This is a genomic window from Pseudomonas sp. NBRC 111119 (genome assembly GCF_001320125.1).
In the GTDB taxonomy this organism is placed as follows: domain Bacteria; phylum Pseudomonadota; class Gammaproteobacteria; order Pseudomonadales; family Pseudomonadaceae; genus Aquipseudomonas; species Aquipseudomonas parafulva.
In genome coordinates, this window is sequence record NZ_BCAV01000024.1 from 34325 (window position 1) to 55716 (window position 21392).

The following is a 21392-nucleotide window of genomic DNA, read 5'->3' on the forward strand; positions in this document are numbered from 1 at the left end:
TTGATAGTGGCTTCAGCGGTACCCAGAGCATCGCTGGTGTACCGCCTGGAGTGCAACTATTTTGTGCTTTGCCGGCTATGGGTAAGGAGGGGCGAATGGCTCAGTTATCCGGTGCCTGTACGTTCAGCACCGACCCTTTGTCATCCGTTGCCAGTATCCCGCCCGCCGTACCCCCGTGGGCGCTGATTTCAGCCAGGGGCATCTCTGCGTGTCGGAAGATTTGATGACCTTGCTCCCCCACCCTGAGGGTGACGAGTTTTCCGTTTTGATAAAAAAACAATGTGCTGCTGTCCTGTTTAGGCATGGTGCGAACTCCCAGTCGGGTGTGGATCAGTGCGGGTGGTCAATGCCACTGTCGCAGCCCTGTGAGTACCGTGCTACTGGTAAAACTGTCAGTTGCCGGCATACACCCCTGCTTTGGTTTGATTAGCCACCTTCGGTACCACTGGGTAGAATGCGGCAAACTTCAAGGGGCCTCCTGTATATGCCTATCTTTCGTAACGCGCTCTTCGGGGCGTTAGCCATAACCTTGGCGGGGTGTGCAACGCCTGGTAAACCTACGGCGAGCAAATTGACCGGCAAATCCCCGCAGCAGTATGCCGCCTGTGTCATGCCTAAATGGCAGGCCCTGATGCCAAATGCTACGCAGAAATCCATTCCTCATGGCGTGCGCATGACGGCGCCGAGCGCTGTTGCCACCGATGATGTGCTTGAGGTGATAGAGTCGGGCGACGGTAGCCGGGCGACCTTTTACAAAGGCAGTTTCTTGTCTGGAGACAAACTTCGGCAGGCGGCCAGAGAGTGCCTGGACTGATGCGGTTTTAGCGTGGCCTCAGGGCAATAAGATCACACCAACCTATAGCGGAAGTAGATATCGGAAGGGGATGGCGGTCCTTCGCCGCTTGCCGGGCCGTTAGTCTGCTGGCGGGTTCCGGGCTTCATTGCAGCAATGCAGGTTTGCGGGCCTTGCGCCGTACCACATTGCATACCCACCGTTTGCCACAGCGGTAGGGTGCTCGGATGAACGTCAGGTCCGAGATCAGGCGCGCGCCCTGGGCCTTGAGCGCTTGAGCGAGCTCCGCCAGTGTCTTGGCTTCAATGGTCATGAATCACCTCGTCATGTTGGCTACGTTCATAATTGTTGACAGGGTGGTAATCAAAGTAATTCAGTTCAATTGGGGTTAGTCGGTTGGTGATAGCAGCCATTCGGATAGTGACCGCAAGAATGTGCGCGTTAGCTGGCCGACACAGGCGTACATTGGCCTTGTACCCCCTTCAGGAGCCCAGGAATGACCAGCGTTTTTACACACATGCATTCGCCCGTCGGCAAGTTGATGCTGGTGTCCCGCAATCAGCGGCTGGCCGCTGTGCTGTGGGAAGAAGAACGCGAAAACCGTGTGCGCCTGGGGCCCTTGGTCGAGCAGGAAGACTGCCCTGTACTGATTGATACAGCGTGTCAGCTGGGCGAATATTTCAGCGGCCAACGCCAGCGATTCGAACTGCCACTGGACTTCGCCGGCACCGATTTCCAGCGCCGGGTGTGGAGCGCGCTGCTCACCATCCCTTTCGGTGAAACCCGCAGTTACAGCGAGATTGCGCGGCAGATTGGCAGCCCCAGCGCGGTGCGTGCAGTAGGAGCTGCCAATGGCCGCAACCCGATTTCGATTATCGCCCCCTGCCATCGGGTAATTGGGGCGTCGGGGCACCTCACCGGGTTTGCCGGCGGCCTGCCGGCCAAGCAGTTTCTGCTGGCGCTGGAGGGCCGCCAGAGCCTGGCACTTGACCTGTGAGTGTCAAGCCAGCCAATGCACCACCAGGCAGGCCAGTGCCGCTAGCGGCGTGCCAGCAATGAGGGTGTAGTGCTTTTGAGCCTGGCGCATGCGTACGTGCACTGCACGCAGGTACTCGCCGGGGGGCGGCGCGTCGGGGCGGTGACGCAGCCCTTCGGCAATGTCCGCCAGCTGGCCGTTCAACAGCAGCCCGACCACGTAGTAAGTCAGGGCATAGCTCAACAGGGCCAGAAACCCGTAGATCATGCAGACGTGTCCAAGGCAAATACCGACGCGCTGGCGGCGTCAGTGTCCAGTAGAAGCAGCCCTTCACGCTGTTCATCAAGGTGCGCCAGCAGGCGCCCGTCGCTGCCCCACGCTGCAGAGCCACCTGCACCGATGAAGGTGTCGGCAGGGCCGACGCAATTGGCCATGAGTACGGTCATCCCCAGCTCCCGAGCCACTTGAGGGTAATGGGTGTAGCCCTCGCGTATACCCTTGGCGGTTTTGGCGACACTGACCAGATACAGGTCGGCGCCCTGGTAGTGAGCGGCGGCGGCATGGGCCATGAACATCGACTCAAAGCAGATCGCAGGGGCAACACTGTGCCCGGCTATGCGCAGCAACAGGCCCTCGTCGCCAGGGCAGAAATAGGGCAGTTCATCATCGTGCAGGCGGCGTTTGGCATAAGCCTGGCGCGGTGCACAAGGGCTGAAGATGGGCATGCCGATGCGGATGCCATTGGGCGTGGGCAGCGGCAAACCCACTGCCACCGTGACGCCCAGCCTGTCGCAGGCGGCCTGCAACGGGTCAAGGCGGGTCGAGGACAGCGGCAGGGCAGCCTGCCGCGCCAGGGTCGGCTGGTAACCTGTGAGCGACAGTTCAGGGAACACGACGAGTTCGGCGCCCACGTTCGCCGCCTGTTCGATACAGGCCACATGGCGCTGGACGTTGCCCGGCACATCACCTTTGAGCGACGCAAGTTGAACGGCGCACAGCAGCATCGACAGTCCTTCCCTGGTGCAGGTTGAAAGGCCGAGCATACTACCGGCACGCACGTTGTGCCATGCTGAGCAGAGGAGAGCGCACGTGAACCACGTGAACCACGTTACCCATTTATTGCATGCTCAGAGGGCCGGATGATGGAGCGTTTCGAACGCATGGCTGCCAACCCCCTTGGCCGGGACCTGGCAGTGGGTGATATCCATGGCCACTTCGACCGCCTGCAACTGAGCCTGGACGCAGTGGGGTTCAACCCGCAGCAGGACCGCCTGTTTAGTGTAGGCGACCTGGTAGACCGCGGCCCGCACAGTCAGGCGGTGCTGCAATGGCTGGCGCAACCGTGGTTTCACGCGGTGCAGGGCAACCATGAGGCGCTGGCGATCACCCTTGTGCGTGGAGGGCGGCTGGACCTGGCCATGTACCACGCCGCAGGCGGGGCATGGTTCATAGGGTTGCCCCGCAACGAACAACTGCGGTTCGTCGAGCAGTTCGAGCAATTGCCTATCGCCCTGGAAGTCGAGACGGCTGCAGGGCCCGTTGGGCTCCTGCATGCGGACTGCCCATTCGACGACTGGGGTGTCTTGCGCACGTGGCTGGAGCTGGATGACGACCCCGATGTGCGGGAGGTATGCCAATGGTCGCGGCGGCGGTTGAAGGCAGGTGACACACGGCCTGTGGACGGTTTGCGGGGTCTGCTGGTCGGCCATACGCCAGTACCGCAGGTGAAGCAGCTGGGCAATGTCTGGCACTTGGATACCGGGGGCTGGGCCAACGGCCATTTCAGCCTCCTGGACATGCACACCTTCGAGCTGGTCAGCCCCGCGCCACCTGCACAAGCAGCCCTGTAGCCACCGCCATCAACATGATGCCAGAGGCGCGTTCCAACCATGGCAGGCTGCGCCCAAAGCGCCGCAGCAACCGTGGGTTGCCTATTGCCACCGCTACCAACAGGTCCCACAGCAGCACCACGCTGAACATCCACAGCGCGTAGGCGGCCTTCCAACCCACACTGCTACCCGCCACCAGGCTGGCCAGGCTGGCATAGAACAGTGCGTTTTTAGGGTTGAGAATACCGGACAACCCACCCATCAGCAGGCTGCGCCACCAGCCGTGGCCGGCATTGCGGCCCGCTACAGCGCCCAGAGGCGTGCTGCCTGCGTGCCGCAGGAACAGCACGCCGATGTACATCAGGTACACGGCACCAACCAGTTGCAGGGTATCGAACAGCAGGGTGCCCTCGCGCAGCACGGACACACCGGTGAATGCCAGCACTATGAACGCACCATTGGCCAGGGCGATGCCCAGGCACGCACCTGTGGCCACGCGCCAGCCGCTGTTGATGGAGGTGCGTGCTACCAGGAAAAAGTCCGGGCCTGGGGACAACAAGGCCAAAAAATGGGCCAGGGCAATGATCACGAACGCTTGCATGGGGCAGTGGCCTCGACGTTGAAAGCCGCAGTCTGCCCCTCGCTGCACTGCGCGTATTGAACAATATTGCAGCGTTGCGCTGCTCAGCCCTGGCGATACTGGCCTGGGGTAACGCCCACATGGGCCTTGAACACCCGCTGGAAATGGCTCTGGTCAGCGAAACCCAGCTGGTAGGCCACCTGCGCGAGCGGGTGGCCCTGTCCCAGCAATTGGCGACCACGGTTAACCCGGGCGTTCAGCAAATAGGCATGGGGCGTGAAGCCGGTTGCCGCGCGGAACGCGCGAATCAGTTGGTAACGCCCCAGGTCTGCCTCCTGGGCCAGGGCGTCCAGGCTCAGGTGCGACGGCCCTTGTGCCTCAATCGTTGTCAGCAAGCGGTGAAGGGTTGGCGCCGCGAGGGACGGGGCGGGGGTGAGCGGGGCATACGCACGCACGTCGATATCACACAGAAAGGCAACCAAGGCCGCCTGTTTTTCGGCAGGTGTGGCCTGGGAAAACAGCAGCGTATTGAGCGCGGTGAACTGGCGGTACACCCCCGGCTCACGGCAGATACGTGCAGGCTCTGCGCTGCCGTACCCTGCAAGCCCCGCCTCCTCGCGCAAGGCGTCCAGCCACTCGGCGTCCACGTGCAGCATCTGATAGCTCCACGCCTGCCCTGGGTCAGGGTTGCAGGCATGCACCCTGTGCGCCGGTACCATCACCACCGTACCGGGCCCAAGGTGCGCCTGGCCTTTGCCTGCCCCTTCGAAACGGCTGTGGCCAACATCGACAGCCCCGATGGAGAAAGTAGGGTGGCTGTGGGGCTTGTAGCATGCGCGGCTATGGCAGGCGCGGCGGCTTTCTACCTGCGGCAACGCCGGGTCGCGCCAGATAGCAGTGTGTGCACGGGGCATGACGAAGTCCTCCTTTTGCGCAGCAGAGTAGCAGTTGGCGCACATCAGTACAGTTGTCGTTGCTGGCTGTACCTTGACCTGAAAGCGGGGAGTGCGGCGCAATACCGGCGAAACCCAGAGGAAAACAACAATGGATCTTGCAAGCCTGCTACTTTTCATCCCTGCCTGCTTCGCGCTGAACATGGCGCCGGGGCCGAACAACCTGCTGTCGCTGCACAACGCCAGCCGTTATGGGTTGCGTACCGCCTGTGTAGCCGGGGGCGGCCGCTTGCTGGCGTTCAGCGCCATGATCGCGCTGGCTGCCATGGGCCTGGCCGTGGTACTGCATACCAGTGCGTACCTGTTCTGGGTGATCAAGTTGGCTGGGGCCGCTTACCTGTTCTACATCGCCTGGCAATTGTGGCGCGCGCCGGTCGGGCAGGTGGCAGAAGCGGCTGAGCTGCCGCGGGGGACCTGGCAGCTTGCACGGCAGGAGTTTCTGGTGGCAGCTGGCAACCCCAAGGCCATCCTGATCTTCACCGCCTTCCTGCCGCAATTCGTGTCGGTGGGCAGCACCACCCCGGTGAGCGAACAGTTCCTGTGGCTGGGGGTGTTGTTTCTGCTTCTGGAGTGGGTGGCCATCGCACTGTACGCGGGCTTGGGCACCTACCTGCAGCGCTGGTTCGCCCAGCCGCGCCCACGCCGGCTGTTCAACCGGGTGAGTGCGTCACTGCTGGGATGCGCCGGTATCGGGCTGCTGGCCGCCCGCCGCTAGAATTGCCAGCGCACACCCAGGTTCACGCCGCTGGCTTGTTGCTGGCGGCTGTCCAGGTTGCTGGTGTACTGCACGCCGCCGTGCAGGCTCAAGGCCTGGTTGATTTGCGCCACTACGCCGCCTTCTACCTGCACCGAGGTGTAGCGGTAATCAGTCTTGATCTTGTCGGTATCATCGAAGACCAGGGTGTCGCGCCCCCCGTCGCCATGCCACAGGTTCACCTGGGCATAGGGTTGCAGCAGGCGCCCGCTGCTGCCCTTGAACGCACCTTCGAGGCGCAGGCCAACCCGCCCGGTCAACTCGACCTGGGCATCATGGCTGATCCGCGCCACGCTATCGCTGGCCGTGTCGAGCTGTACCTTCTGCGCGATCAGCTGTGCCTGTGGCTCTAGGGTCCAGCGGTCAGAGAGGGCGATTGGGTAGCCGCTCTCAACCGAGCCTGTCCAGGCGTGGCCGTCGATATCCAGTGCGTCACCGCGATCCGAACGGGCCCGGCCATCGAGCCGGGTGTACTGGACTACAGCGTCTACGTAGCCGCCTTGCGGCCCTACCAGCGTCCAGTAGGCACCCACGCTGTCGCCGTCAAGCCTCAGGTCACCGACACGGCGGTCTTGCTGGGCCAGGGCGAAGCCTTTCACGTCTGCAGTCAACCGCGCGTGGCTCACGTACACGCCCACTTGCTGGCGGTAGCCACGCTCACTGACAGTGGCGTAAAGGCCTTGCCCTACTTTGAAGCCGTACAGGTCGCCATCCAGGCTCGGGTTGACCGTGCCGCTCCATTGCTGGCGCAGGGTGCCGCCATACGCCTGCCCCCAGGCGGCAGGCAGTGCCCCTTCGCCGCCCATCAGTTGCTGGTCGCCCTGACGTTGGTGGAAGGTACCCAGCGCCTGGCGGGCGATGATGGCTGCGCCTCTGGGGGCAGCGGCATAAACCGGGACTTCAGGGCGGTAGAGTGGCAGGCTTTCAGTACCTTGAACCGGGGTGGGCAAGTCAGGCTGGCCGGGCGCCGGTGCCGCGACGGGAGGCGTAACGGGCGCCGCCACCGGGGGAGTGACGACCGGCGGTGTGCCGGGCTGCTCAGGCACCTCGGTGGGTGGGGAGGGCGGAGCGATAACAGGCGGTGCTACCAGCGTGGAGCGCAAGTACCAGCTGTTTTCGCTGCCGGCAGTTACCCCACCTTTGAACAACCGATAGTCGTAGGCGCCCGCCGAAAGCGTCTGGGTTTGCACGAAGGCGGTGGAGGTACTGGTAGTGCCCTCGCGGGCCTCTACCACCTGAATGCCATTTTGCGTGGTGGCCGCACCCGCTCCACCGAGGTTGTTCACCAGCAAGCGTGTGGAGCCAGCGATTGCACCGCCGCTCACCACCAGTCGATCGGAAGCGGCGTTGTCCCCACCCAGCACACTGTTGAGGCGCAATAAACCGTTCTCGCCGGTGTAGTCCCCTTGAATGGTAAGACGGCCCAGGGCATCGTTGCCCCCGCCGAGGTTGAGCGTGCCGGCGTTGTTCACCGATGCGCGCTGCCCTGGGCCAAACGCGGTGATCACTCCCTGCCGGGAGCTGAGGGTGCTGCTACTGTCGAGGTTGAGGCTGCCGGTGTTGCTGGTGATGTCGCCCAGTACCAGCGTGTCATCCAGGTCGAGTGAACTGCTGTTGGTCAAGGCCACGCGTTCCCAGTTCACGTAACTGGCCCCGCCCTCGGCCTGGCTGCCATTGAACGTGAGGCTGTCGTTACCTTCGCCGCCGTCCAGCGTGATCACCAGTGCATCCGGCCCCAGCCCGGAAAGCAAGGCGGTGTCATCCCCAGGGCCTGCATCCACTTTGCCGCCGATGCGGCCGCCATCCCAGACGAAGCGGTCGTTACCGGTGCTCAACAGCACGTCACCGCCCACTTCGCCACCATGGATCAACACCTGGTCGTCACCCCCGCTGACACTGATATTGCCGCCAATGGTGCCCTCGAAGACTTCGATGTAGTCCGTATCGAATGCGGTAATGATGTTCCGGTCGACGCTGCCGCCGCGCATGATGAAGGTGTTCTTGTCCAGGCGCATGTTCACGTTGCCGATGCGCCCAGCATCCATCTCGGCATAGTCGCCACTGTCGAAGGTGCCCTTGATCCAGCCACCGTTCATGTAGAAGGTGTCCAGGCCGTCGCCCTGGTTGAGGTTGCCTTCGATAACGCCGCCGCTCATGACGAAGTCATCGATGCCGGCACCTTGGTTGACGTTGCCGCCGATGCTGCCGGATGCCATGTCGATGCGATCGCGCCCTGGGCCGAAGGTAACGTCACCGGTGATGGCGCCGGTACCACCTGCGGGCAGCAACAGGCTGTTGTCACCCTCGGTGTCTAACAGCGCGTCGGCCGTGCCGCTGTCGCAGACGAAACTGTCGTTGCCGGGGCCAGGGGTGAAGGCACATGCGGCGTGGGCGGCGGGAAGCGCAGCACCCAGCAAAGGGAGTGAGCCAAGGGTGAGGATCAGGTGCAGGCGCATCGGCAAAGCCTCCAGAGATTGCCCGCGTGCCTTGACTACCGCGCAGGGTCAGGAGGTTTGTATACAAGCCGTCATCAGCGGCACAACTGGCAAAAATGCTAGGTGGCCAAATGCTATTGCCTTAGTCGCGGTAGAAGGTCTGCACCAGGTGGTAGCCGAACTTGCTCTTGATGGGCCCGTGCACCACCCGCAGCGGCTTCTTGAAAATGACCTGGTCAATGGCCCCGACCATTTGCCCGGGGCGAACCTCGCCAAGGTCTCCCCCGCGTTTGCCGGAAGGGCAGATCGAGCACTTCTTGGCGAGCACATCGAACGCTTCACCGTTGGCGATGCGCTGTTTGAGCTTCTCGGCTTCTTCAGCGGTCTTGACCAGGATGTGGCGAGCTTGGGCTTTCATGATGTACCTGTGCGTGTAGCAGCAAAAAAGGATTCATTATGCCCGACTGACCCGCCACCAGTCATTGGGCCAGCCAGCCCCCGTCCATGTTCCAGGCAGCGCCACGCACCTGGCTGCCGGCTTCGCTGCACAGAAACAGCACCAGCTCACCCAGGTGTTGCGGAGTAACGAAGGCCTGTGACGGTTGTTTTTCTGCCAGCAGTTCGCGTTGTGCCTGCTGGGTGTCGACGCCGGCAGCGGCACGGGCGTCGATCTGCTGCTGCACCAGGGGTGTCAACACGAAGCCTGGGCAGATGGCGTTGCAGGTCACGTTGCTGGTGGCCGTCTCCAGGCCTACCACTTTGGTCAGGCCAACCACGCCATGCTTGGCCGCCACGTAGGCGGCCTTGCCGGTCGAGCCCACCATGCCATGCACCGACGCGATATTGACGATGCGCCCCCAGTTGCGCTCGCGCATGCCTGGCAGCACCAGGCGCGTGCCGTGGAAAACCGCCGACAGGTTGAGGGCGATGATCTTGTCCCAGCTTTCCACCGGAAACTGCTCAACCGGGGCCACATGCTGGATGCCGGCATTGTTCACCAGGATGTCCACCGGGCCCAGTTGCCGTTCGGCAAAGGCCATCAGCGCTTCGATCTGCGCCACGTCGGCCAGGTCGGCCGGGTGATGGACGACATCGACGCCGTGCCGGGCAATGCTGGCGATGGCCGCTGCGGGCTCGCCAAAGCCGTTGAGCACGATGTTGGCCCCGGCCCGAGCCAACACGTGCGCAATACCCAGCCCGATACCACTGGTAGAGCCGGTGACCAATGCGGTTTTGCCTGTGAGTGGCATAGCAGACTCCTTGGCAGCCCCTTGGGCGCTGCGTAAAAAGACGACGGCCAGGCGCAGCTAACTTCTGGGGTCAAGCGCCTGGCGCAAGCCGTCACCGATGAACACCAGCAGCGACAGGATCACTGCCAGCGCGAAGAATGCAGTAAAGCCTAGCCAAGGGGCCTCGAGGTGCTGCTTGCCTTGCGTCACCAGTTCCCCCAGCGACGCGCTGCCTGCCGGCATGCCGAAGCCCAGAAAATCCAGGGCGGTGAGGGTGGTGATCGCCCCGGTGAGCATGAAGGGAACATAGGTAAGGGTGGCATTCAGTGCGTTGGGCAGGATGTGGCGCAACATCACCTGGCTATCCGGCAGCCCCAACGCCCGTGCGGCCTTGACGTACTCCAGGTTGCGCCCGCGCAGGAACTCGGCGCGCACCACGTCTACCAGTGTCAACCACGAGAACAGCGCCATGATGCCCAGCAACCACCAGAAGTCAGGCTCGACGAAGCCACTGAGGATGATCAGCAGGTACAACACCGGCAGCCCTGACCACACCTCCAGCAACCGCTGGCCCAACAGGTCTACCCAGCCGCCGTAATAGCCCTGCAAGGCACCAGCTGCCAGCCCCACCAGCACACTGGCTGCCGTCAGCGCAAAGGCGAACAGCAGCGACACACGGGTGCCGTACAGTACCCGGGCCAGTACGTCGCGGCCCTGGTCGTCGGTGCCCAACCAGTTGCTGGCGCTCGGCGGGCTGGGCGTGGGCACTTGCAGGTCGTAGTTGGGTGTGTCGGCGCTGAAGGGAATGGGGGCGAACAGCATCCAGCCCCCTTGCTGGTCGATCAGCTGGCGCACGTAGGCACTGCGGTAGTCGGGCTGAAACGGCAACTGGCCCCCAAACTGCTGCTCGGTATAGCGCTTGAGTGCCGGCACGAACAGCTCGCCCTTGTAACCCAACAGCAGTGGCTTGTCGTTAGCCACCAGCTCCGCCAGCAGGCTGGTCAGCAGCAGCGCGGCGAACAGCCACAACGAAACCCAACCCAGGCGGTGGCGGCGAAAGCGCTGAAGGCGGCGGCGTAGCAGCGGCGACAGCATCAGTGCGCCCTCGCGTCAAAATCGATGCGGGGGTCTAGCAGGGTGTAGGCCAGGTCGCCCAACAGGCGGATCAACAGCCCCGCCAAGGTGAAGATGAACAAGGTGCCGAACACCACCGGGTAATCACGTGAAACCGCGGCTTCGTAGCTCATGCGGCCCAGCCCATCGAGGGAGAAGATCACCTCGATGAGCAACGAGCCCGCGAAGAACACGGTGATCAACGCCTGCGGCAGCCCGGCCACCACCAGCAGCATGGCGTTGCGCAACACATGGCCATACAGCACACGGCGCTCACTCAGCCCCTTGGCCCGCGCCGTAACGACGTACTGCCGGGAGATCTCGTCGAGAAAGGCGTTGCGGGTGAGCAGTGTCAGGGTGGCGAAACCGCCGATCACCAGCGCGCTGACGGGCAACACCAGGTGCCAGAAATAGTCGGCCACTTTGCCCAGCAGGCTGAGGTTGTCGAAGTTGTCCGACACCAGGCCCCGCACCGGGAACCAGGCAAGCGAGGTCCCCCCCGCGAACAGTACGATCAACAACAGGGCGAACAGGAACGAGGGCAGGGCGTAGCCGATCACGATCAAGGCGCTGCTCCAGGTATCAAAGCGGCTGCCGTGACGCACTGCCTTGCGGATGCCCAACGGGATTGATACCAGGTAGGTAATCAACGTGGCCCAGAAACCCAGGGACAAGGTCACCGGCAACTTCTGCACGATCAGGTCAGTCACCTTGGCGCCGCGGAAAAAGCTGTTGCCAAAGTCCAGCCGCGCATACTGGCTCAGCATCAGCCATAAACGCTCAGGTGCCGGTTTGTCGAAGCCGTACTGGTGTTTAATTTCTTCGATCAGCTTCGGGTCCAGGCCACGGGTGGCGCGGGAGTCGCCGCTCACCACCTCGGCACGGCCACCGGGTACACCACCGGCCAGCCCCTGCAGGCGAGCCACAGCCTGCTCCACTGGCCCACCCGGCGCCGCCTGGACGATGGCGAAGTTGACCAGCAGGATGGCCAGCAGCGTCGGCACGATCAGCAATAGCCGGCGCAGGATGTAGGTGGTCACGGTGTCGCCCTCAGCCGCTCGGCCATCTGCGCATTGGTAAGGGGTGTGGGGCTGACCTCCCACCAGGTGTCCAGCCCCTCGTCATAGGTTGCCTGAACCTTGGGCAGGCCAAAACGGTTCCACCAGGCGGTTGAACTGCCTGGCGGGTAGTAGTTGGGGATCCAGTAGTGGTTCCATTGCAACACACGGTCAAGCGCGTGGGCGTGCCGCACCATGTCGGCCTGAGTAGCGGCACGCACCAGGCCATCGATCAGGTGGTCCACGGCAGGGTCCTGCAACGCCATGAGGTTATTCGAGCCCGGGTCGTGGGCGGCAGCAGAGCCGAAATAGCTGTAGAGCTCAGCGCCGGGTGACAGGCTGACCGGGTAACCGGTCACGATCATGTCGTAGTCACGAGCCATCAGCCGGTTGACGTACTGGGCCGCATCCACGTTGCGGATGTTCAGGGTGATGCCGATCTGCGCCAGGTTGCGCTTCCACGGCAGCAGCAGGCGCTCCAGGCCTGCCTGGCCATTGAGAAAGGTGAATGCCAGGGGCACGCCCTGCGCATTCACCAGGTGGTCGCCCTGCGGTGTCCAGCCTGCCTGCTCGAGCAGCTTCAAGGCTTGCAACTGCTGGTTGCGGATGATGCCACTGGCGTCGGTCACTGGGGCGGTGAAGACCGTGGTAAACACCTCGTCAGGTACCTGCCCCCGCAGGGGAGCCAGCAGTTTCAGCTCATCGGCGTCGGGCAGTTGCGTGGCGGCCAAGGGGGTGTTGGAGAAGAAGCTCTGCTGGCGGATGTACAAGTTGCGCATCATCTGCCGGTTGCTCCATTCAAAGTCCCACAGCATGCCCAGTGCCTGACGTACCCGGCGGTCACGGAACTGCGGTTGGTCAAGGTTGAACACGAACCCCTGGGCGACCTGAGGTTTGGCGGGGCCCAAATGGGCACGCTGCAGGCGGCCGTCCTCCAGTTGGGCGCCGTTGTAGCCCAGGGTGTAGGCAGTGGCGGAGAACTCCCGGTTGTAGTCGTAACCGCCACCCTTGAGCACCTGGCGGGCCACTTCGGTGTCACCAAAATACTCGATGCGCAACTGGTCGAAGTTGTAGCGCCCCCGGTTGACCGGCAGGTCGCGGGCCCACCAGGTGGGGTCCCGTTCGAAGGTGATACTGCGCCCGTTGTCGATGCGACCTAAACGGTAGGGCCCACTGCCCACGGGCTTTTCGAAGCCGGCGCCACTGGCGAAGTCGCGGGCCTGCCAGTCATGGGCTGGCAGTACCGGCAGGCTGGCCAGGTCCAGGGGCAAGGTACGGCCGTGATCGGGCTGCAAATCAAAACGCACCAAGCGCGGCCCTTCGACCGTAACGCCGGTGACCGCGGCGAACTGTGTGCGGTACTTGAGGCTGCCCTTGCTCATGAGCAGTTCGAAGGTGAAGCGTACGTCTTCGGCGCGCACGGGTTTACCGTCAGCGAAGGTGGCGCGAGGGTCGATCTCGAAGCGCAGCCAGGCGTCAGCGGGGCCGCGCTCCATGCGCCGGGCGATCAGGCCATAAACGGTGTAGGGTTCATCGAAGGCGCGAACGGCGAGTGGCGCATACAGCCAGCCATCGACTTCGCTCACGCCGGTGCCTTTGTCGATGTACGGCAAAATATGGTCGAATTGCCCGATCTCGATGGCAGAGCGCCGCAAGCTGCCGCCTTTGGGGGCTTCCGGATTCACGTAGTCGAAATGCTGGAAGCTTCCGCCGTAGTGCGGTGGCTCGCCATAAACGGTAAGGGCATGGCTGGGTGCGGCCTGCGCTGCAAGGCTTGCGCACAACAGCAGCAGGCCCCCCAGAAAAAGCAAAAGCGGGTTTGCCCCTGAACAAGCCTGTATACGCAACGAGGTTGCAGACACAGGCCTGGCCTTGGGCAAACCCGCTTTCACCGGGCACATGATCAGCGCTTGGCGATCAGTCCTGGCGGCTGGTCACTTCCAGCAGGTGGTAGCCAAACTGGGTCTTGACCGGACCCTGTACGGTATTGACCGGAGCGCTGAACACGACGGTGTCGAATTCCTTGACCATCTGCCCCGGGCCGAACGAACCCAGGTCACCGCCCTGGCGGCTGGATGGGCAGGTGGAGTTGGCTTTGGCGATTTCGGCGAAGTCAGCACCGCCTTCGATCTGGGCCTTGAGTTCGTTGCACTTCTCTTCGCTGCTGACCAGGATGTGGCGGGCGGTTGCACGGGCCATGGGTACTGCTCCTCGGGGTAAAAAATGCAAGCCTAGCGCACTTGTCCGGGCTGTGTCTCGCAAGCCTTGCCCGTTGTTTCACGAAGTTGCTGTGCGGCCTGTTGCAACAGGCTTTCGGTGCACGCCCAGCCAAGGCAGGCGTCGGTGACCGACACGCCGTATTTCAGCGCACCCTTGCCCAGTGCCTGGCAGCCGTCGAACAGGTGCCCCTCGATCATCATGCCGATCAGCGATTGGTCGCCTGCCAGGCGTTGCTGCAGCACATCGTTGAACACGGCCGGCTGGCGTGACGGGTCCTTGCCGCTGTTGGCATGGCTGCAGTCGACCATGATGCGTGCCGCCAGCCCGGCCCTCGCCAGCCCCTGACGGGCCAGGGCGATACTGTGGGCATCGTAGTTGGGGCCTTGATGGCCGCCGCGCAGCACCAGGTGGGTATGCGCATTGCCCAACGTTTCGATGATCGCGGGGTGGCCTTGAGCGTCCATGCCAAAGTGGCGGTGAGGGTGCGCAGCGCTGCGCATGGCATCGGTTGCGATTGCAACGCCGCCATCGGTGCCGTTCTTGAAGCCCACAGGCAGTTCCAACCCGCTGACCATTTCCCGGTGCACCTGCGATTCGGTAGTGCGCGCACCAATGGCCGCCCACGCCAGCACATCCTCGAAGTAGCCGGCGGCCATGGGTTGCAGCAACTCGGTGGCCACCGGTAGCCCGCGTTCGATCATGCTCAGCATCAACCCGCGAGACAGCGCGATACCGGCGTGCATGTCATCGCTGCCATCGAGGTGCGGGTCGTAGGCCAGGCCTTTCCAGCCCACTGTGGTACGGGGTTTTTCCACGTAGGCACGCATTACCAGCAGCAGTTGGTCGCCTACCTGGCGGCTGAGGGTGGCCAGCCGGTCGGCGTATTCGAGCGCTGCGCGAGGGTCGTGAAGGGAGCAGGGCCCGACGATCACCAGCAGGCGCTGATCACGGCCCTGGAGGATATCGCCGATGGCTTGGCGGTGGGCCTGGACTTGCTGGGCGAGGGTGTTGGGCAGCGGCATTTGCTGTTTGAGCAGGTGCGGGCTGGGCAGGCGCTTGCTGACGGTGGTATTGGCGGCGTGTGGCTGGGTCAGGGCGAGGCTGGTGGCTTGCATGGTGTAGGTTCCTTTGGGCGGACGGCGCGCGCCGTCGGCCCTATCGAGGTGTTCGACAGATCGTTGATAGGTTGTTGGCTGTAGCGAGGCCACCTGTGCAGGACCGGTCGGAGGCGGCAGGCTGGCCCGAACGGTTATGGCTAAATCGCCAGGTGTAGGTGCAAGCGCGGTAATAGGTGACGTAGTTCATGGGGTTGTCCTGTGTGAATCGCTGATTTAAAAGGGCCTGAAAAGCAAAACCCCCGGTCGGGAAGCCGACCGGGGGTTGAGTTTTCTCATGTTCGGCGGCCCCTCGAAGGTGGGCGCCGTCTGGGTATCGGCGCCTAGTGGCTAAACCAATACCCAAAGTAATAGCTGGCAGGTGCGACACAGCCGGCAACAGCCAGCACAGGGCGCAGCGTGCGGCCCGTGGGGTTGGCGTGATTGAAGGTAGATGATGGCATGTTGCGCTCCAGTGAATGAGCCCGAGCTTACTGCAGGTGGCGCGGCTGATTCAATGGATAAATGCTATGGCCGTGATCAGTCGTAGAAATGCCAGTGGCGATCACGGCCTGCACAAGGTCAGTTGCTGTCTTGGTCTTCAGCGGTGCCGCCGCTGGCGCCTGCACCAGACCCGGTGGCTTCCCCAGTGCTGTTGGAGCCACCACTGGCGCCGTCATGCACGCCGGCGTTGCTGCTGTCGTTGTCGCGGCTGCTGCCGGGGGTGTTGACGCTGCTACCTTCACCGGCGGTTTTACCACCGGATTGATCGGTTTTAGGATGCATGTCGGTGTTGGTGCTTTCGGTCGCGGCGTAGCTGGTACCGGCCAGGGTGGCCAGGGCGAAGGCGACGGACAGCGAGAGGCTACGGATGCGGATCATGGCAAAGCTCCTGTGCGGATGATCTGTCCTTGCTTGGGCAGGGCTGCGCACAGGAGGTGCTACTGGGGCGACGGATGGTCGGGTAGGGCGGGGCCGGCTTGCGGCCCCGAGTGCCTCAGCGGGCGTCGCTGGGAGCAGCCTCGGCGGGCTCCAGCGGTGGGTGCTCCTGGGCGGCGTGCATGAGGTCTTCGGTGACGCGCAGCTCTGCGCCGGTAGGCGAGAAGGTGGTCGAGGCCGTGAACGGGGCAGGGTGCTCGGCGGCTGGCCGTTTGCCACGGCGCCACAGGAAAAACGCCACCATGAACAGGTTGACCACGGCAAAGGCCCAGAACAGGCCGGCTTCGCCAAATTCGGTCATCATCGGCGAAATCGCCACCGGTGCCATGGCCGAGCCCAGCGAGTTGATCAGCAGCAGGCCCTGGATCATCGGTACCAGCGCATCGGACGGCGCACGGTCGGCGGCGTGGCTGACCGCCACCGGGTACAGGGTGAACACCCCGCCACCCAACAGGAACAACATGGCCGGCAGCAGGAACGAGTCCGACGGCAGAAACACCGTGACCAGCGCCAGCACCACGCACAGCCCTGCCAGGGCAATCAGTACATCCTGGCGATCCTTGCGGTCGGACCACCGCCCGACGGGGTACTGCAGCAACATTGCGCCCAGGATCACCCAGGCCATCATGTTGCCGACCTCGCCCACCTCCAGGCCGATGCGTTGCAGGTACAGCGGCAGCAGGGTGTAAATGCCGGCAATGGCCACGCCAGAGCCAAAACAGCCGACCAACCCGGAGGGCGCGACACCCAGCAGCTGCCGCGGTTTGAGCGGTTCCACTTGCTCCAGCAGCGGCGACACCCGAGGCAGGATCACGATAGGCAGCACCGACAAGGCAGTCAGCACCCCTGCCAGCATGAACGGTGCGCTGTCGCCCAGGCGGGTGATTTCGCCAAGCCCCGCCTGGGCCAGCACGCCCGCCCCGTAGAACGCGATCATGTACAAGGCCAGCAGGCGGCCGCGGATCTTGGCGTCACCGGCCAGCAGCAGCCAGCTTTCGATCACCAGAAACACGCCCACGGCTGCCCAGCCGTTGATCAGGCGCAGCACTGACCACCAGGTGACGTCGTAGAACAGGCCTTGCAGCAGGATGGTCGCGCCGATCAACGAGGCGAAGCTGGTATAGGCGCGGATGTGGCCAATGCGCAGGATCAGCCGGTCGTTGAAGATGGCGCCCAGGGTCAGGCCGATGAAGTAGGTGGACGACACAATACCGATGGTGGTGGCGGACTCACCGGCATCGCCCAGCCGCAGGGTGGTCAGGGAAGACATGAAGCCGTTGCCCAGGGCAATGATGAACAGCCCGAGCAGGGGCGCCAGCGCCATGGCCAGCAAACGCGGAGACATAGGTACCTCAGGTTGGATAAGCGGAATGTATGCCTTTGCGGACGCGCGCACGGTCTGGCCCGAAAGGGGGCGAGGGCTGCACGGATGGGACCTGGGCAAGACTCAACCGCTTGGCCATCAGGGAGAAGGCTGGGCGGGGAGGGTTGAGCCTATTTCACATGTGCGTTCATGTGGTCAGGCACGGACTCGGTCTTTGCTGCCGGTTGCCACCGTTCAAGGCGACGGGCGAAAAGGAAGCGCGATTCTACGGGCTTGCGCGGTTTTGCCCAAGGGGCCAGGGCCTGCGACGAGATGCCGCACGCCGGGTTGGGCACGTCAATGTCCTGGGCAGGCATATGCTGGCCGTTAACGGGTCGCCGACAACCTGCCGGGCTGCGGCATAATGCAGCACCCCCTGCAAGGAAGGCCCTCATGTTCGCTTCGCTGTTCGCGGTTCTGGCCCCGGTGTTCATCGTTGCCGGTATCGGTTTTGCCTGGGCCCGCGCCGGCCTGGAATACCCAACCACCTTCATTGCCCGCCTGGTGATGACAGTCGGTACCCCGGCCCTGGTGTTATCCACCCTTAGCCGCACCGAACTGGACCCTGGCGCGTTTACCAGCATGGCCCTGGCCTGCCTGCTGTGCACGTTGGGCATGGCCATTGCCGCGCTGCTGGTGTGCCGGTTATCTGGCATACACTGGCGGGTGCTGACGCCCGCCTTCATGTTCCCCAATACCGGCAACATGGGCCTGCCAATCAGTCTGTATGCCTTCGGTGAGCATGGCCTGGCGCTGGCGGTGGCCTTCTTCCTCACCTTGTCGATCGTGCAGTTCACCGTCGGCATGGCCATTTCGGGCACGGCTGCTTCGCTCAAGGCCTTGCTGCGCAACCCCATTGTGATCAGCCTGGCGGGGGTGCTGCCCATCATCTTTCTGGATGTCGAGCTACCGCGCTGGCTGGCCAACACCGCCGACCTGCTCGGTGGCATGACCATCCCGCTGATGCTGCTCACGTTGGGGGTATCGTTGGCCAGCATCCGCCTGCAGCATGTGCGCAGCGGGCTGGTGTTGGGCGGCTTGCGGATCGTGCTGGGCGCCGGCATGGGTTGGGCGGTGGGTACGCTGCTGGGGCTGCAGGGCCTTGAGCGAGCGGTGCTGGTGGTGCAATCGGCCATGCCGGTGGCCGTGTTCAATTACCTGATGGCGGTGCGCGCCAACCGGGAGCCCGAGCAGGTGGCCAACCTGGTGATGTGCTCCACGGTATTGTCCTTTGCCTGGCTGCCGGCGGTGCTGGCCTGGTGGATGTAGGCGCTACTGGTCGCCGTTGGTATCGATACTGACCACCACCGACATGCCCGGGCGCAGGTGCCGGGCCTGGGGCTGGTCAGGGTCGACGGTAATCCGTACCGGGATGCGCTGGGCGATCTTGACGAAGTTACCGGTGGCGTTGTCCGCCTGCAGCAAGGCGAATTCAGAACCGGTGGCTGGCGAGATCTGCTGGATGTGGCCATGCAGCTTGAGGTGGTTCAAGGCATCGACGGTGAAGCTCGCCGGTTGGCCGATACGCACGTCGGCCATTTGGGTTTCTTTCATGTTGGCGATGACCCACAAGGTGTCCGGCACCAGCGCCATCAGTTGCGCCCCTGAGTTCACATAGGCCCCTAGCCGTGTGCCGATCTGCCCCAGCTGGCCGTCCCGCGGTGCGGTGACCCGGGTGTTGTCCAGGTCGATGCGCGCCAGGGCGACAGCGGCCTTGGCATTTTCCACCGCAGCCTCCAGTGCGGCGCGGTTGACCACCACCGTCTCGCGGTCCTGCCGGGCGATTTCCAGGGCCGCCTTGGCTTGGGCCATGCTGGCGACCGCAGCCGCTTCGCTGGCACGGGTAACGTCCAGGTCACGGCGCGACACCGAACCATCCGTCACCAGCGCCTGGTTGCGGGCAAGGTCTGCCCGGGCCTTGGTTACCTGCGCTGCGGCATCGCCGATGGCCGCCTGGCGCTGGGCGATGGTGGCCTCGGCACTTTTGCGTTGCTGGGCGTTATTGGCCAGCGCCGCCTCTTGCTGCTGCTGTTGCGCAATGGCTTGGGCCAGGCGCTGGATATAGATGCGGTCGTCCAGTTGCACCAGCAACTGCCCGGCCTTCACGTGCTGGAAGTCCTGCACCGGCACATCGACGATGTAACCGCTCAGTTGTGGCCCGATGAGCGTGACCTGGCCACGCACCATGGCGTTCTCGGTGCTTTCGATGGCGCTGCTGAATGGCGGCAGGCGCCAGGCGTACAGCACCACCAGCACGCCTGCCAGCGCCACGCAGGCAAAGGTAACCGCCGACATCACCCGCACCCGCCGCGAGCGCCCGGGGCTGGTGGGTTCACTGGGCGGGGCGGTGCCCTCCGGGGCTTCGGCGATGGCGGTGGTGGTCGTGGTGCGGGTATCGTCAGTCATCAGGTGGTTGCGCCGGAAGTGGAGTCGTTAAGGCTGGCCTGGCGTTTGCTGTACCACAGCCAGGTGCCGCGGATGCAAATCCAGACCATGGTCAGAATAGCGATACTGCCGATCAGCATGAACACATCGTTGTAGGCCATTACATTGGCTTCGCGGGTGGCGGCGCTGGCCAGCTGGCGCAAACCGGCTTCGGTGCGCAGGGCCGGGTCGGCGAGGATGTGCGCATAGGCGGCGCCACCGCTTTGAACCCGCGCGCTCACCAGCGGTTCCACGGCGCTCAGGTGGTCCATGAGGTGGCTGGAGTGGAATTTTTCTCGCCAGATCTGGAAGGTGCTCAGCAGTGCGGCGCCAATCAGGCCACCCAGGTTGTTGCAGATACCGAACAACACGGAAAAACTCACCAGGTTGCGCGGGTTGGCGCGTACATGGCTGATGCCCAGCACCATGGACGGCCCCAGGAAGAACGTACTGCCGAACGCCAGCAGGAACTGGCTGAAATACATCTGTGCCGGCCGTGTGAGGTTACTGGATGAGCTGTCCATGAACGCGCCAATGGCCATCGCCAGCAGCGATATCAGAAGCGGCAATATCAAGTGATTGGGTGAGATGGTCAGGGCGCTGGTGGCAAGCCCGGCTACGGCCCCCAGCAGCATGATCCAGTACAGGGTGCGCATTTGCTCGCTGCCCATGTTCAGCATCTGCAGAAAACCCACAGCACCGGTGGACTGCTCGGACGTGACCATGCGGATCAGAATGACGCACAGCCCCAGGCGGATGATTGCGCCGCTGCCCAGCCAGCGGGTCATCAGCAGCGGGTTCTGGCGGTTGTGCTCGATGGCGAGCCCGCTGAAGATCAAGGCAATGGCACCCGCCAGCGCCATGCCGATCCACGGTGCATCCAGCCACCAGTCGATACGCCCCAACGACAGCGCGGCGCAGAGTAGGGCGGTACCACTGGCCATCAGGGCAAAGGTAAGGAAATCCAGGGGTTCAAAGGTTTTGAAGCGGTCGCCCGGCGGCAGCTTCAACAGCAGCACACAACCCAGGGCGGCCAGCGCCAGGCCCAGCTCGAACAGGTACAGCCCGCGCCATTCGCCAATCAGCAGAAGGTCTTCCGAGAAGATGCGCGCCAGCGGCAAAGCCAGCTGCGAGGCGCCCAGCCCCAGCACAATCGACTTCAGCCGCCACTTTGCCGGGAAGGCCTGAATCATGTAGTACAGCCCCAGCGAGGTGAGCGCCGCGCCCACCATGCCGTGGGCCGCCCGCACGGCGATGGCCGAGTTGAGGTCGTTGACCAGCAGGTGGGCGAAGGTGACCACTGCATAAAGCACCAGAAACACTTCGGTGAATGCGCGCAGGCCGAACTGCTGGCGAAATTTCACCAGCAGCAGGTTCATGGACACCGTGGTCATCACATAGGCTGCCGGCAACCAGGCCATCTCGGCGGTGGTCGCACCCAGCGCACCTTGCAGAAATACCAGGTTGGCGGTGACCAAGGCGTTCCCCAGGCCACCGGTGATCGCTACCAGCAGGCCCACCAGGCCATAAGCCAGGCGTTTGCCCGGTGCGTGCAGGGGGGTGGAGGGCGAGCCGGGCAGCACGGGCTTTTCGTGGGGCAACCAGTCGCGAGGGGCGTATTTGTCCATGGTG

23 protein-coding genes are annotated in these 21392 nt (G+C 63.6%); 5 read left to right on the plus strand and 18 right to left on the minus strand.

Annotation, left to right across the window (positions count from 1 at the left end):
* Positions 1-100: 100 nt before the first annotated feature.
* Positions 101-304 carry a hypothetical protein gene (locus tag APH25_RS11140; protein ID WP_028634122.1) on the minus strand — a complete coding sequence of 68 codons (204 nt, stop codon included), beginning with the start codon at positions 302-304 and terminating at the stop codon, positions 101-103.
* Positions 305-484: 180 nt separating this feature from the next.
* On the opposite strand from APH25_RS11140, the gene APH25_RS11145 reads away from it, so the two are divergent.
* On the plus strand, positions 485-814 hold the full coding sequence (locus APH25_RS11145) for a hypothetical protein (RefSeq protein ID WP_156333156.1): 330 nt from the start codon (positions 485-487) through the stop codon (positions 812-814).
* A gap of 124 nt (positions 815-938) precedes the next feature.
* On the opposite strand, the gene APH25_RS25670 is transcribed toward APH25_RS11145, so the two are convergent.
* The gene (locus APH25_RS25670) at positions 939-1106 is read right to left on the minus strand and encodes a hypothetical protein (protein ID WP_177331169.1); all 168 of its coding nucleotides are present in this window, start codon (positions 1104-1106) and stop codon (positions 939-941) included.
* A gap of 183 nt (positions 1107-1289) precedes the next feature.
* On the opposite strand from APH25_RS25670, the gene APH25_RS11150 reads away from it, so the two are divergent.
* Positions 1290-1790, plus strand: coding sequence for a methylated-DNA--[protein]-cysteine S-methyltransferase (locus APH25_RS11150; protein ID WP_060481963.1), 501 nt, complete (start codon positions 1290-1292; stop codon positions 1788-1790).
* 3 nt (positions 1791-1793) lie between these two features.
* Here APH25_RS11150 and APH25_RS11155 read toward each other — a convergent pair whose 3' ends face one another.
* Both APH25_RS11155 and APH25_RS11160 read right to left on the minus strand, forming a co-directional pair.
* Positions 1794-2036: a hypothetical protein gene (locus tag APH25_RS11155; RefSeq protein ID WP_060481964.1), complete on the minus strand. Its 243-nt coding sequence runs from the start codon at positions 2034-2036 to the stop codon at positions 1794-1796.
* Positions 2033-2773, minus strand: coding sequence for a carbon-nitrogen hydrolase family protein (locus tag APH25_RS11160; protein WP_060481965.1), 741 nt, complete (start codon positions 2771-2773; stop codon positions 2033-2035). The genes APH25_RS11155 and APH25_RS11160 overlap by 4 nt, the downstream gene beginning before the upstream one ends.
* Before the next feature lie 138 nt (positions 2774-2911).
* Between APH25_RS11160 and APH25_RS11165 the strand changes: the two genes are divergently transcribed.
* Positions 2912-3619 carry a metallophosphoesterase gene (locus tag APH25_RS11165; RefSeq protein ID WP_060482022.1) on the plus strand — a complete coding sequence of 236 codons (708 nt, stop codon included), beginning with the start codon at positions 2912-2914 and terminating at the stop codon, positions 3617-3619.
* Here APH25_RS11165 and APH25_RS11170 read toward each other — a convergent pair.
* Positions 3585-4199: a LysE family translocator gene (locus APH25_RS11170; RefSeq protein ID WP_060481966.1), complete on the minus strand. Its 615-nt coding sequence runs from the start codon at positions 4197-4199 to the stop codon at positions 3585-3587. The genes APH25_RS11165 and APH25_RS11170 overlap by 35 nt on opposite strands.
* An 83-nt stretch (positions 4200-4282) precedes the next feature.
* On the minus strand, positions 4283-5092 hold the full coding sequence (locus APH25_RS11175; protein ID WP_060481967.1) for an AraC family transcriptional regulator: 810 nt from the start codon (positions 5090-5092) through the stop codon (positions 4283-4285).
* 130 nt (positions 5093-5222) lie between these two features.
* On the opposite strand from APH25_RS11175, the gene APH25_RS11180 reads away from it, so the two are divergent.
* Entirely contained in the window at positions 5223-5846 is a 624-nt protein-coding gene (locus APH25_RS11180) for a LysE family translocator (RefSeq protein ID WP_060481968.1), read from the plus strand.
* On the opposite strand, the gene APH25_RS11185 is transcribed toward APH25_RS11180, so the two are convergent.
* The 10 genes from APH25_RS11185 to APH25_RS11230 all read right to left on the minus strand — a co-directional run bounded on the left by APH25_RS11185 (position 5843) and on the right by APH25_RS11230 (position 17318).
* Positions 5843-8341 (minus strand): autotransporter outer membrane beta-barrel domain-containing protein, encoded by a 2499-nt coding sequence (locus tag APH25_RS11185; protein ID WP_060481969.1) that lies wholly within the window; start codon positions 8339-8341, stop codon positions 5843-5845. The two genes, APH25_RS11180 and APH25_RS11185, sit on opposite strands and share 4 nt — an antisense overlap.
* Positions 8342-8462: 121 nt before the next feature.
* The gene (locus APH25_RS11190; RefSeq protein WP_028634112.1) at positions 8463-8738 is read right to left on the minus strand and encodes a peptidylprolyl isomerase; all 276 of its coding nucleotides are present in this window, start codon (positions 8736-8738) and stop codon (positions 8463-8465) included.
* Between the two features lie 61 nt (positions 8739-8799).
* Complete coding sequence (gene hbdH, locus APH25_RS11195) at positions 8800-9570, minus strand: 3-hydroxybutyrate dehydrogenase (protein WP_060481970.1); 771 nt, start codon at positions 9568-9570, stop codon at positions 8800-8802.
* A 57-nt stretch (positions 9571-9627) separates the two neighbouring features.
* Entirely contained in the window at positions 9628-10644 is a 1017-nt protein-coding gene (locus tag APH25_RS11200) for an ABC transporter permease (RefSeq protein WP_060481971.1), read from the minus strand.
* On the minus strand, positions 10644-11702 hold the full coding sequence (locus APH25_RS11205) for a microcin C ABC transporter permease YejB (RefSeq protein WP_060481972.1): 1059 nt from the start codon (positions 11700-11702) through the stop codon (positions 10644-10646). The genes APH25_RS11200 and APH25_RS11205 overlap by 1 nt, the downstream gene beginning before the upstream one ends.
* Positions 11699-13627 (minus strand): extracellular solute-binding protein, encoded by a 1929-nt coding sequence (locus APH25_RS11210; RefSeq protein ID WP_060481973.1) that lies wholly within the window; start codon positions 13625-13627, stop codon positions 11699-11701. Before APH25_RS11210 ends, APH25_RS11205 begins: the two co-directional genes overlap by 4 nt.
* A gap of 10 nt (positions 13628-13637) precedes the next feature.
* Positions 13638-13919, minus strand: a complete 282-nt coding sequence (locus APH25_RS11215) for a peptidylprolyl isomerase (protein ID WP_060481974.1) — start codon at positions 13917-13919, stop codon at positions 13638-13640.
* A 32-nt stretch (positions 13920-13951) separates the two neighbouring features.
* Positions 13952-15055 carry a 3-deoxy-7-phosphoheptulonate synthase gene (locus tag APH25_RS11220; protein ID WP_060481975.1) on the minus strand — a complete coding sequence of 368 codons (1104 nt, stop codon included), beginning with the start codon at positions 15053-15055 and terminating at the stop codon, positions 13952-13954.
* A 561-nt stretch (positions 15056-15616) separates the two neighbouring features.
* Positions 15617-15916: a hypothetical protein gene (locus APH25_RS11225; protein ID WP_028634106.1), complete on the minus strand. Its 300-nt coding sequence runs from the start codon at positions 15914-15916 to the stop codon at positions 15617-15619.
* Between the two features lie 115 nt (positions 15917-16031).
* Positions 16032-17318 carry an MFS transporter gene (locus APH25_RS11230; RefSeq protein WP_028634105.1) on the minus strand — a complete coding sequence of 429 codons (1287 nt, stop codon included), beginning with the start codon at positions 17316-17318 and terminating at the stop codon, positions 16032-16034.
* 411 nt (positions 17319-17729) lie between these two features.
* Here APH25_RS11230 and APH25_RS11240 point away from each other — a divergent pair, with 411 nt between their 5' ends.
* On the plus strand, positions 17730-18605 hold the full coding sequence (locus tag APH25_RS11240; protein ID WP_060481977.1) for an AEC family transporter: 876 nt from the start codon (positions 17730-17732) through the stop codon (positions 18603-18605).
* A 3-nt stretch (positions 18606-18608) separates the two neighbouring features.
* On the opposite strand, the gene APH25_RS11245 is transcribed toward APH25_RS11240, so the two are convergent.
* Positions 18609-19742, minus strand: coding sequence for an HlyD family secretion protein (locus APH25_RS11245; protein ID WP_060481978.1), 1134 nt, complete (start codon positions 19740-19742; stop codon positions 18609-18611).
* Positions 19742-21388: an MFS transporter gene (locus tag APH25_RS11250; RefSeq protein ID WP_060481979.1), complete on the minus strand. Its 1647-nt coding sequence runs from the start codon at positions 21386-21388 to the stop codon at positions 19742-19744. Before APH25_RS11250 ends, APH25_RS11245 begins: the two co-directional genes overlap by 1 nt.
* Between the last annotated feature and the right edge of the window lie 4 nt (positions 21389-21392).

Excerpts from the sequence above, each read along its gene's own strand:
- APH25_RS11140 (WP_028634122.1), bottom strand. The coding sequence starts at position 304 with ATGCCTAAACAGGACAGCAGCACATTGTTTTTTTATCAAAACGGAAAA.
- APH25_RS11145 (WP_156333156.1), top strand. The coding sequence starts at position 485 with ATGCCTATCTTTCGTAACGCGCTCTTCGGGGCGTTAGCCATAACCTTG.
- APH25_RS25670 (WP_177331169.1), bottom strand. The coding sequence starts at position 1,106 with ATGACCATTGAAGCCAAGACACTGGCGGAGCTCGCTCAAGCGCTCAAG.
- APH25_RS11150 (WP_060481963.1), top strand. The coding sequence starts at position 1,290 with ATGACCAGCGTTTTTACACACATGCATTCGCCCGTCGGCAAGTTGATG.
- APH25_RS11155 (WP_060481964.1), bottom strand. The coding sequence starts at position 2,036 with ATGATCTACGGGTTTCTGGCCCTGTTGAGCTATGCCCTGACTTACTAC.
- APH25_RS11160 (WP_060481965.1), bottom strand. The coding sequence starts at position 2,773 with ATGCTGCTGTGCGCCGTTCAACTTGCGTCGCTCAAAGGTGATGTGCCG.
- APH25_RS11165 (WP_060482022.1), top strand. The coding sequence starts at position 2,912 with ATGGAGCGTTTCGAACGCATGGCTGCCAACCCCCTTGGCCGGGACCTG.
- APH25_RS11170 (WP_060481966.1), bottom strand. The coding sequence starts at position 4,199 with ATGCAAGCGTTCGTGATCATTGCCCTGGCCCATTTTTTGGCCTTGTTG.
- APH25_RS11175 (WP_060481967.1), bottom strand. The coding sequence starts at position 5,092 with ATGCCCCGTGCACACACTGCTATCTGGCGCGACCCGGCGTTGCCGCAG.
- APH25_RS11180 (WP_060481968.1), top strand. The coding sequence starts at position 5,223 with ATGGATCTTGCAAGCCTGCTACTTTTCATCCCTGCCTGCTTCGCGCTG.
- APH25_RS11185 (WP_060481969.1), bottom strand. The coding sequence starts at position 8,341 with ATGCGCCTGCACCTGATCCTCACCCTTGGCTCACTCCCTTTGCTGGGT.
- APH25_RS11190 (WP_028634112.1), bottom strand. The coding sequence starts at position 8,738 with ATGAAAGCCCAAGCTCGCCACATCCTGGTCAAGACCGCTGAAGAAGCC.
- hbdH (WP_060481970.1), bottom strand. The coding sequence starts at position 9,570 with ATGCCACTCACAGGCAAAACCGCATTGGTCACCGGCTCTACCAGTGGT.
- APH25_RS11200 (WP_060481971.1), bottom strand. The coding sequence starts at position 10,644 with ATGCTGTCGCCGCTGCTACGCCGCCGCCTTCAGCGCTTTCGCCGCCAC.
- APH25_RS11215 (WP_060481974.1), bottom strand. The coding sequence starts at position 13,919 with ATGGCCCGTGCAACCGCCCGCCACATCCTGGTCAGCAGCGAAGAGAAG.
- APH25_RS11220 (WP_060481975.1), bottom strand. The coding sequence starts at position 15,055 with ATGCAAGCCACCAGCCTCGCCCTGACCCAGCCACACGCCGCCAATACC.
- APH25_RS11225 (WP_028634106.1), bottom strand. The coding sequence starts at position 15,916 with ATGATCCGCATCCGTAGCCTCTCGCTGTCCGTCGCCTTCGCCCTGGCC.
- APH25_RS11230 (WP_028634105.1), bottom strand. The coding sequence starts at position 17,318 with ATGTCTCCGCGTTTGCTGGCCATGGCGCTGGCGCCCCTGCTCGGGCTG.
- APH25_RS11240 (WP_060481977.1), top strand. The coding sequence starts at position 17,730 with ATGTTCGCTTCGCTGTTCGCGGTTCTGGCCCCGGTGTTCATCGTTGCC.
- APH25_RS11245 (WP_060481978.1), bottom strand. The coding sequence starts at position 19,742 with ATGACTGACGATACCCGCACCACGACCACCACCGCCATCGCCGAAGCC.
- APH25_RS11250 (WP_060481979.1), bottom strand. The coding sequence starts at position 21,388 with ATGGACAAATACGCCCCTCGCGACTGGTTGCCCCACGAAAAGCCCGTG.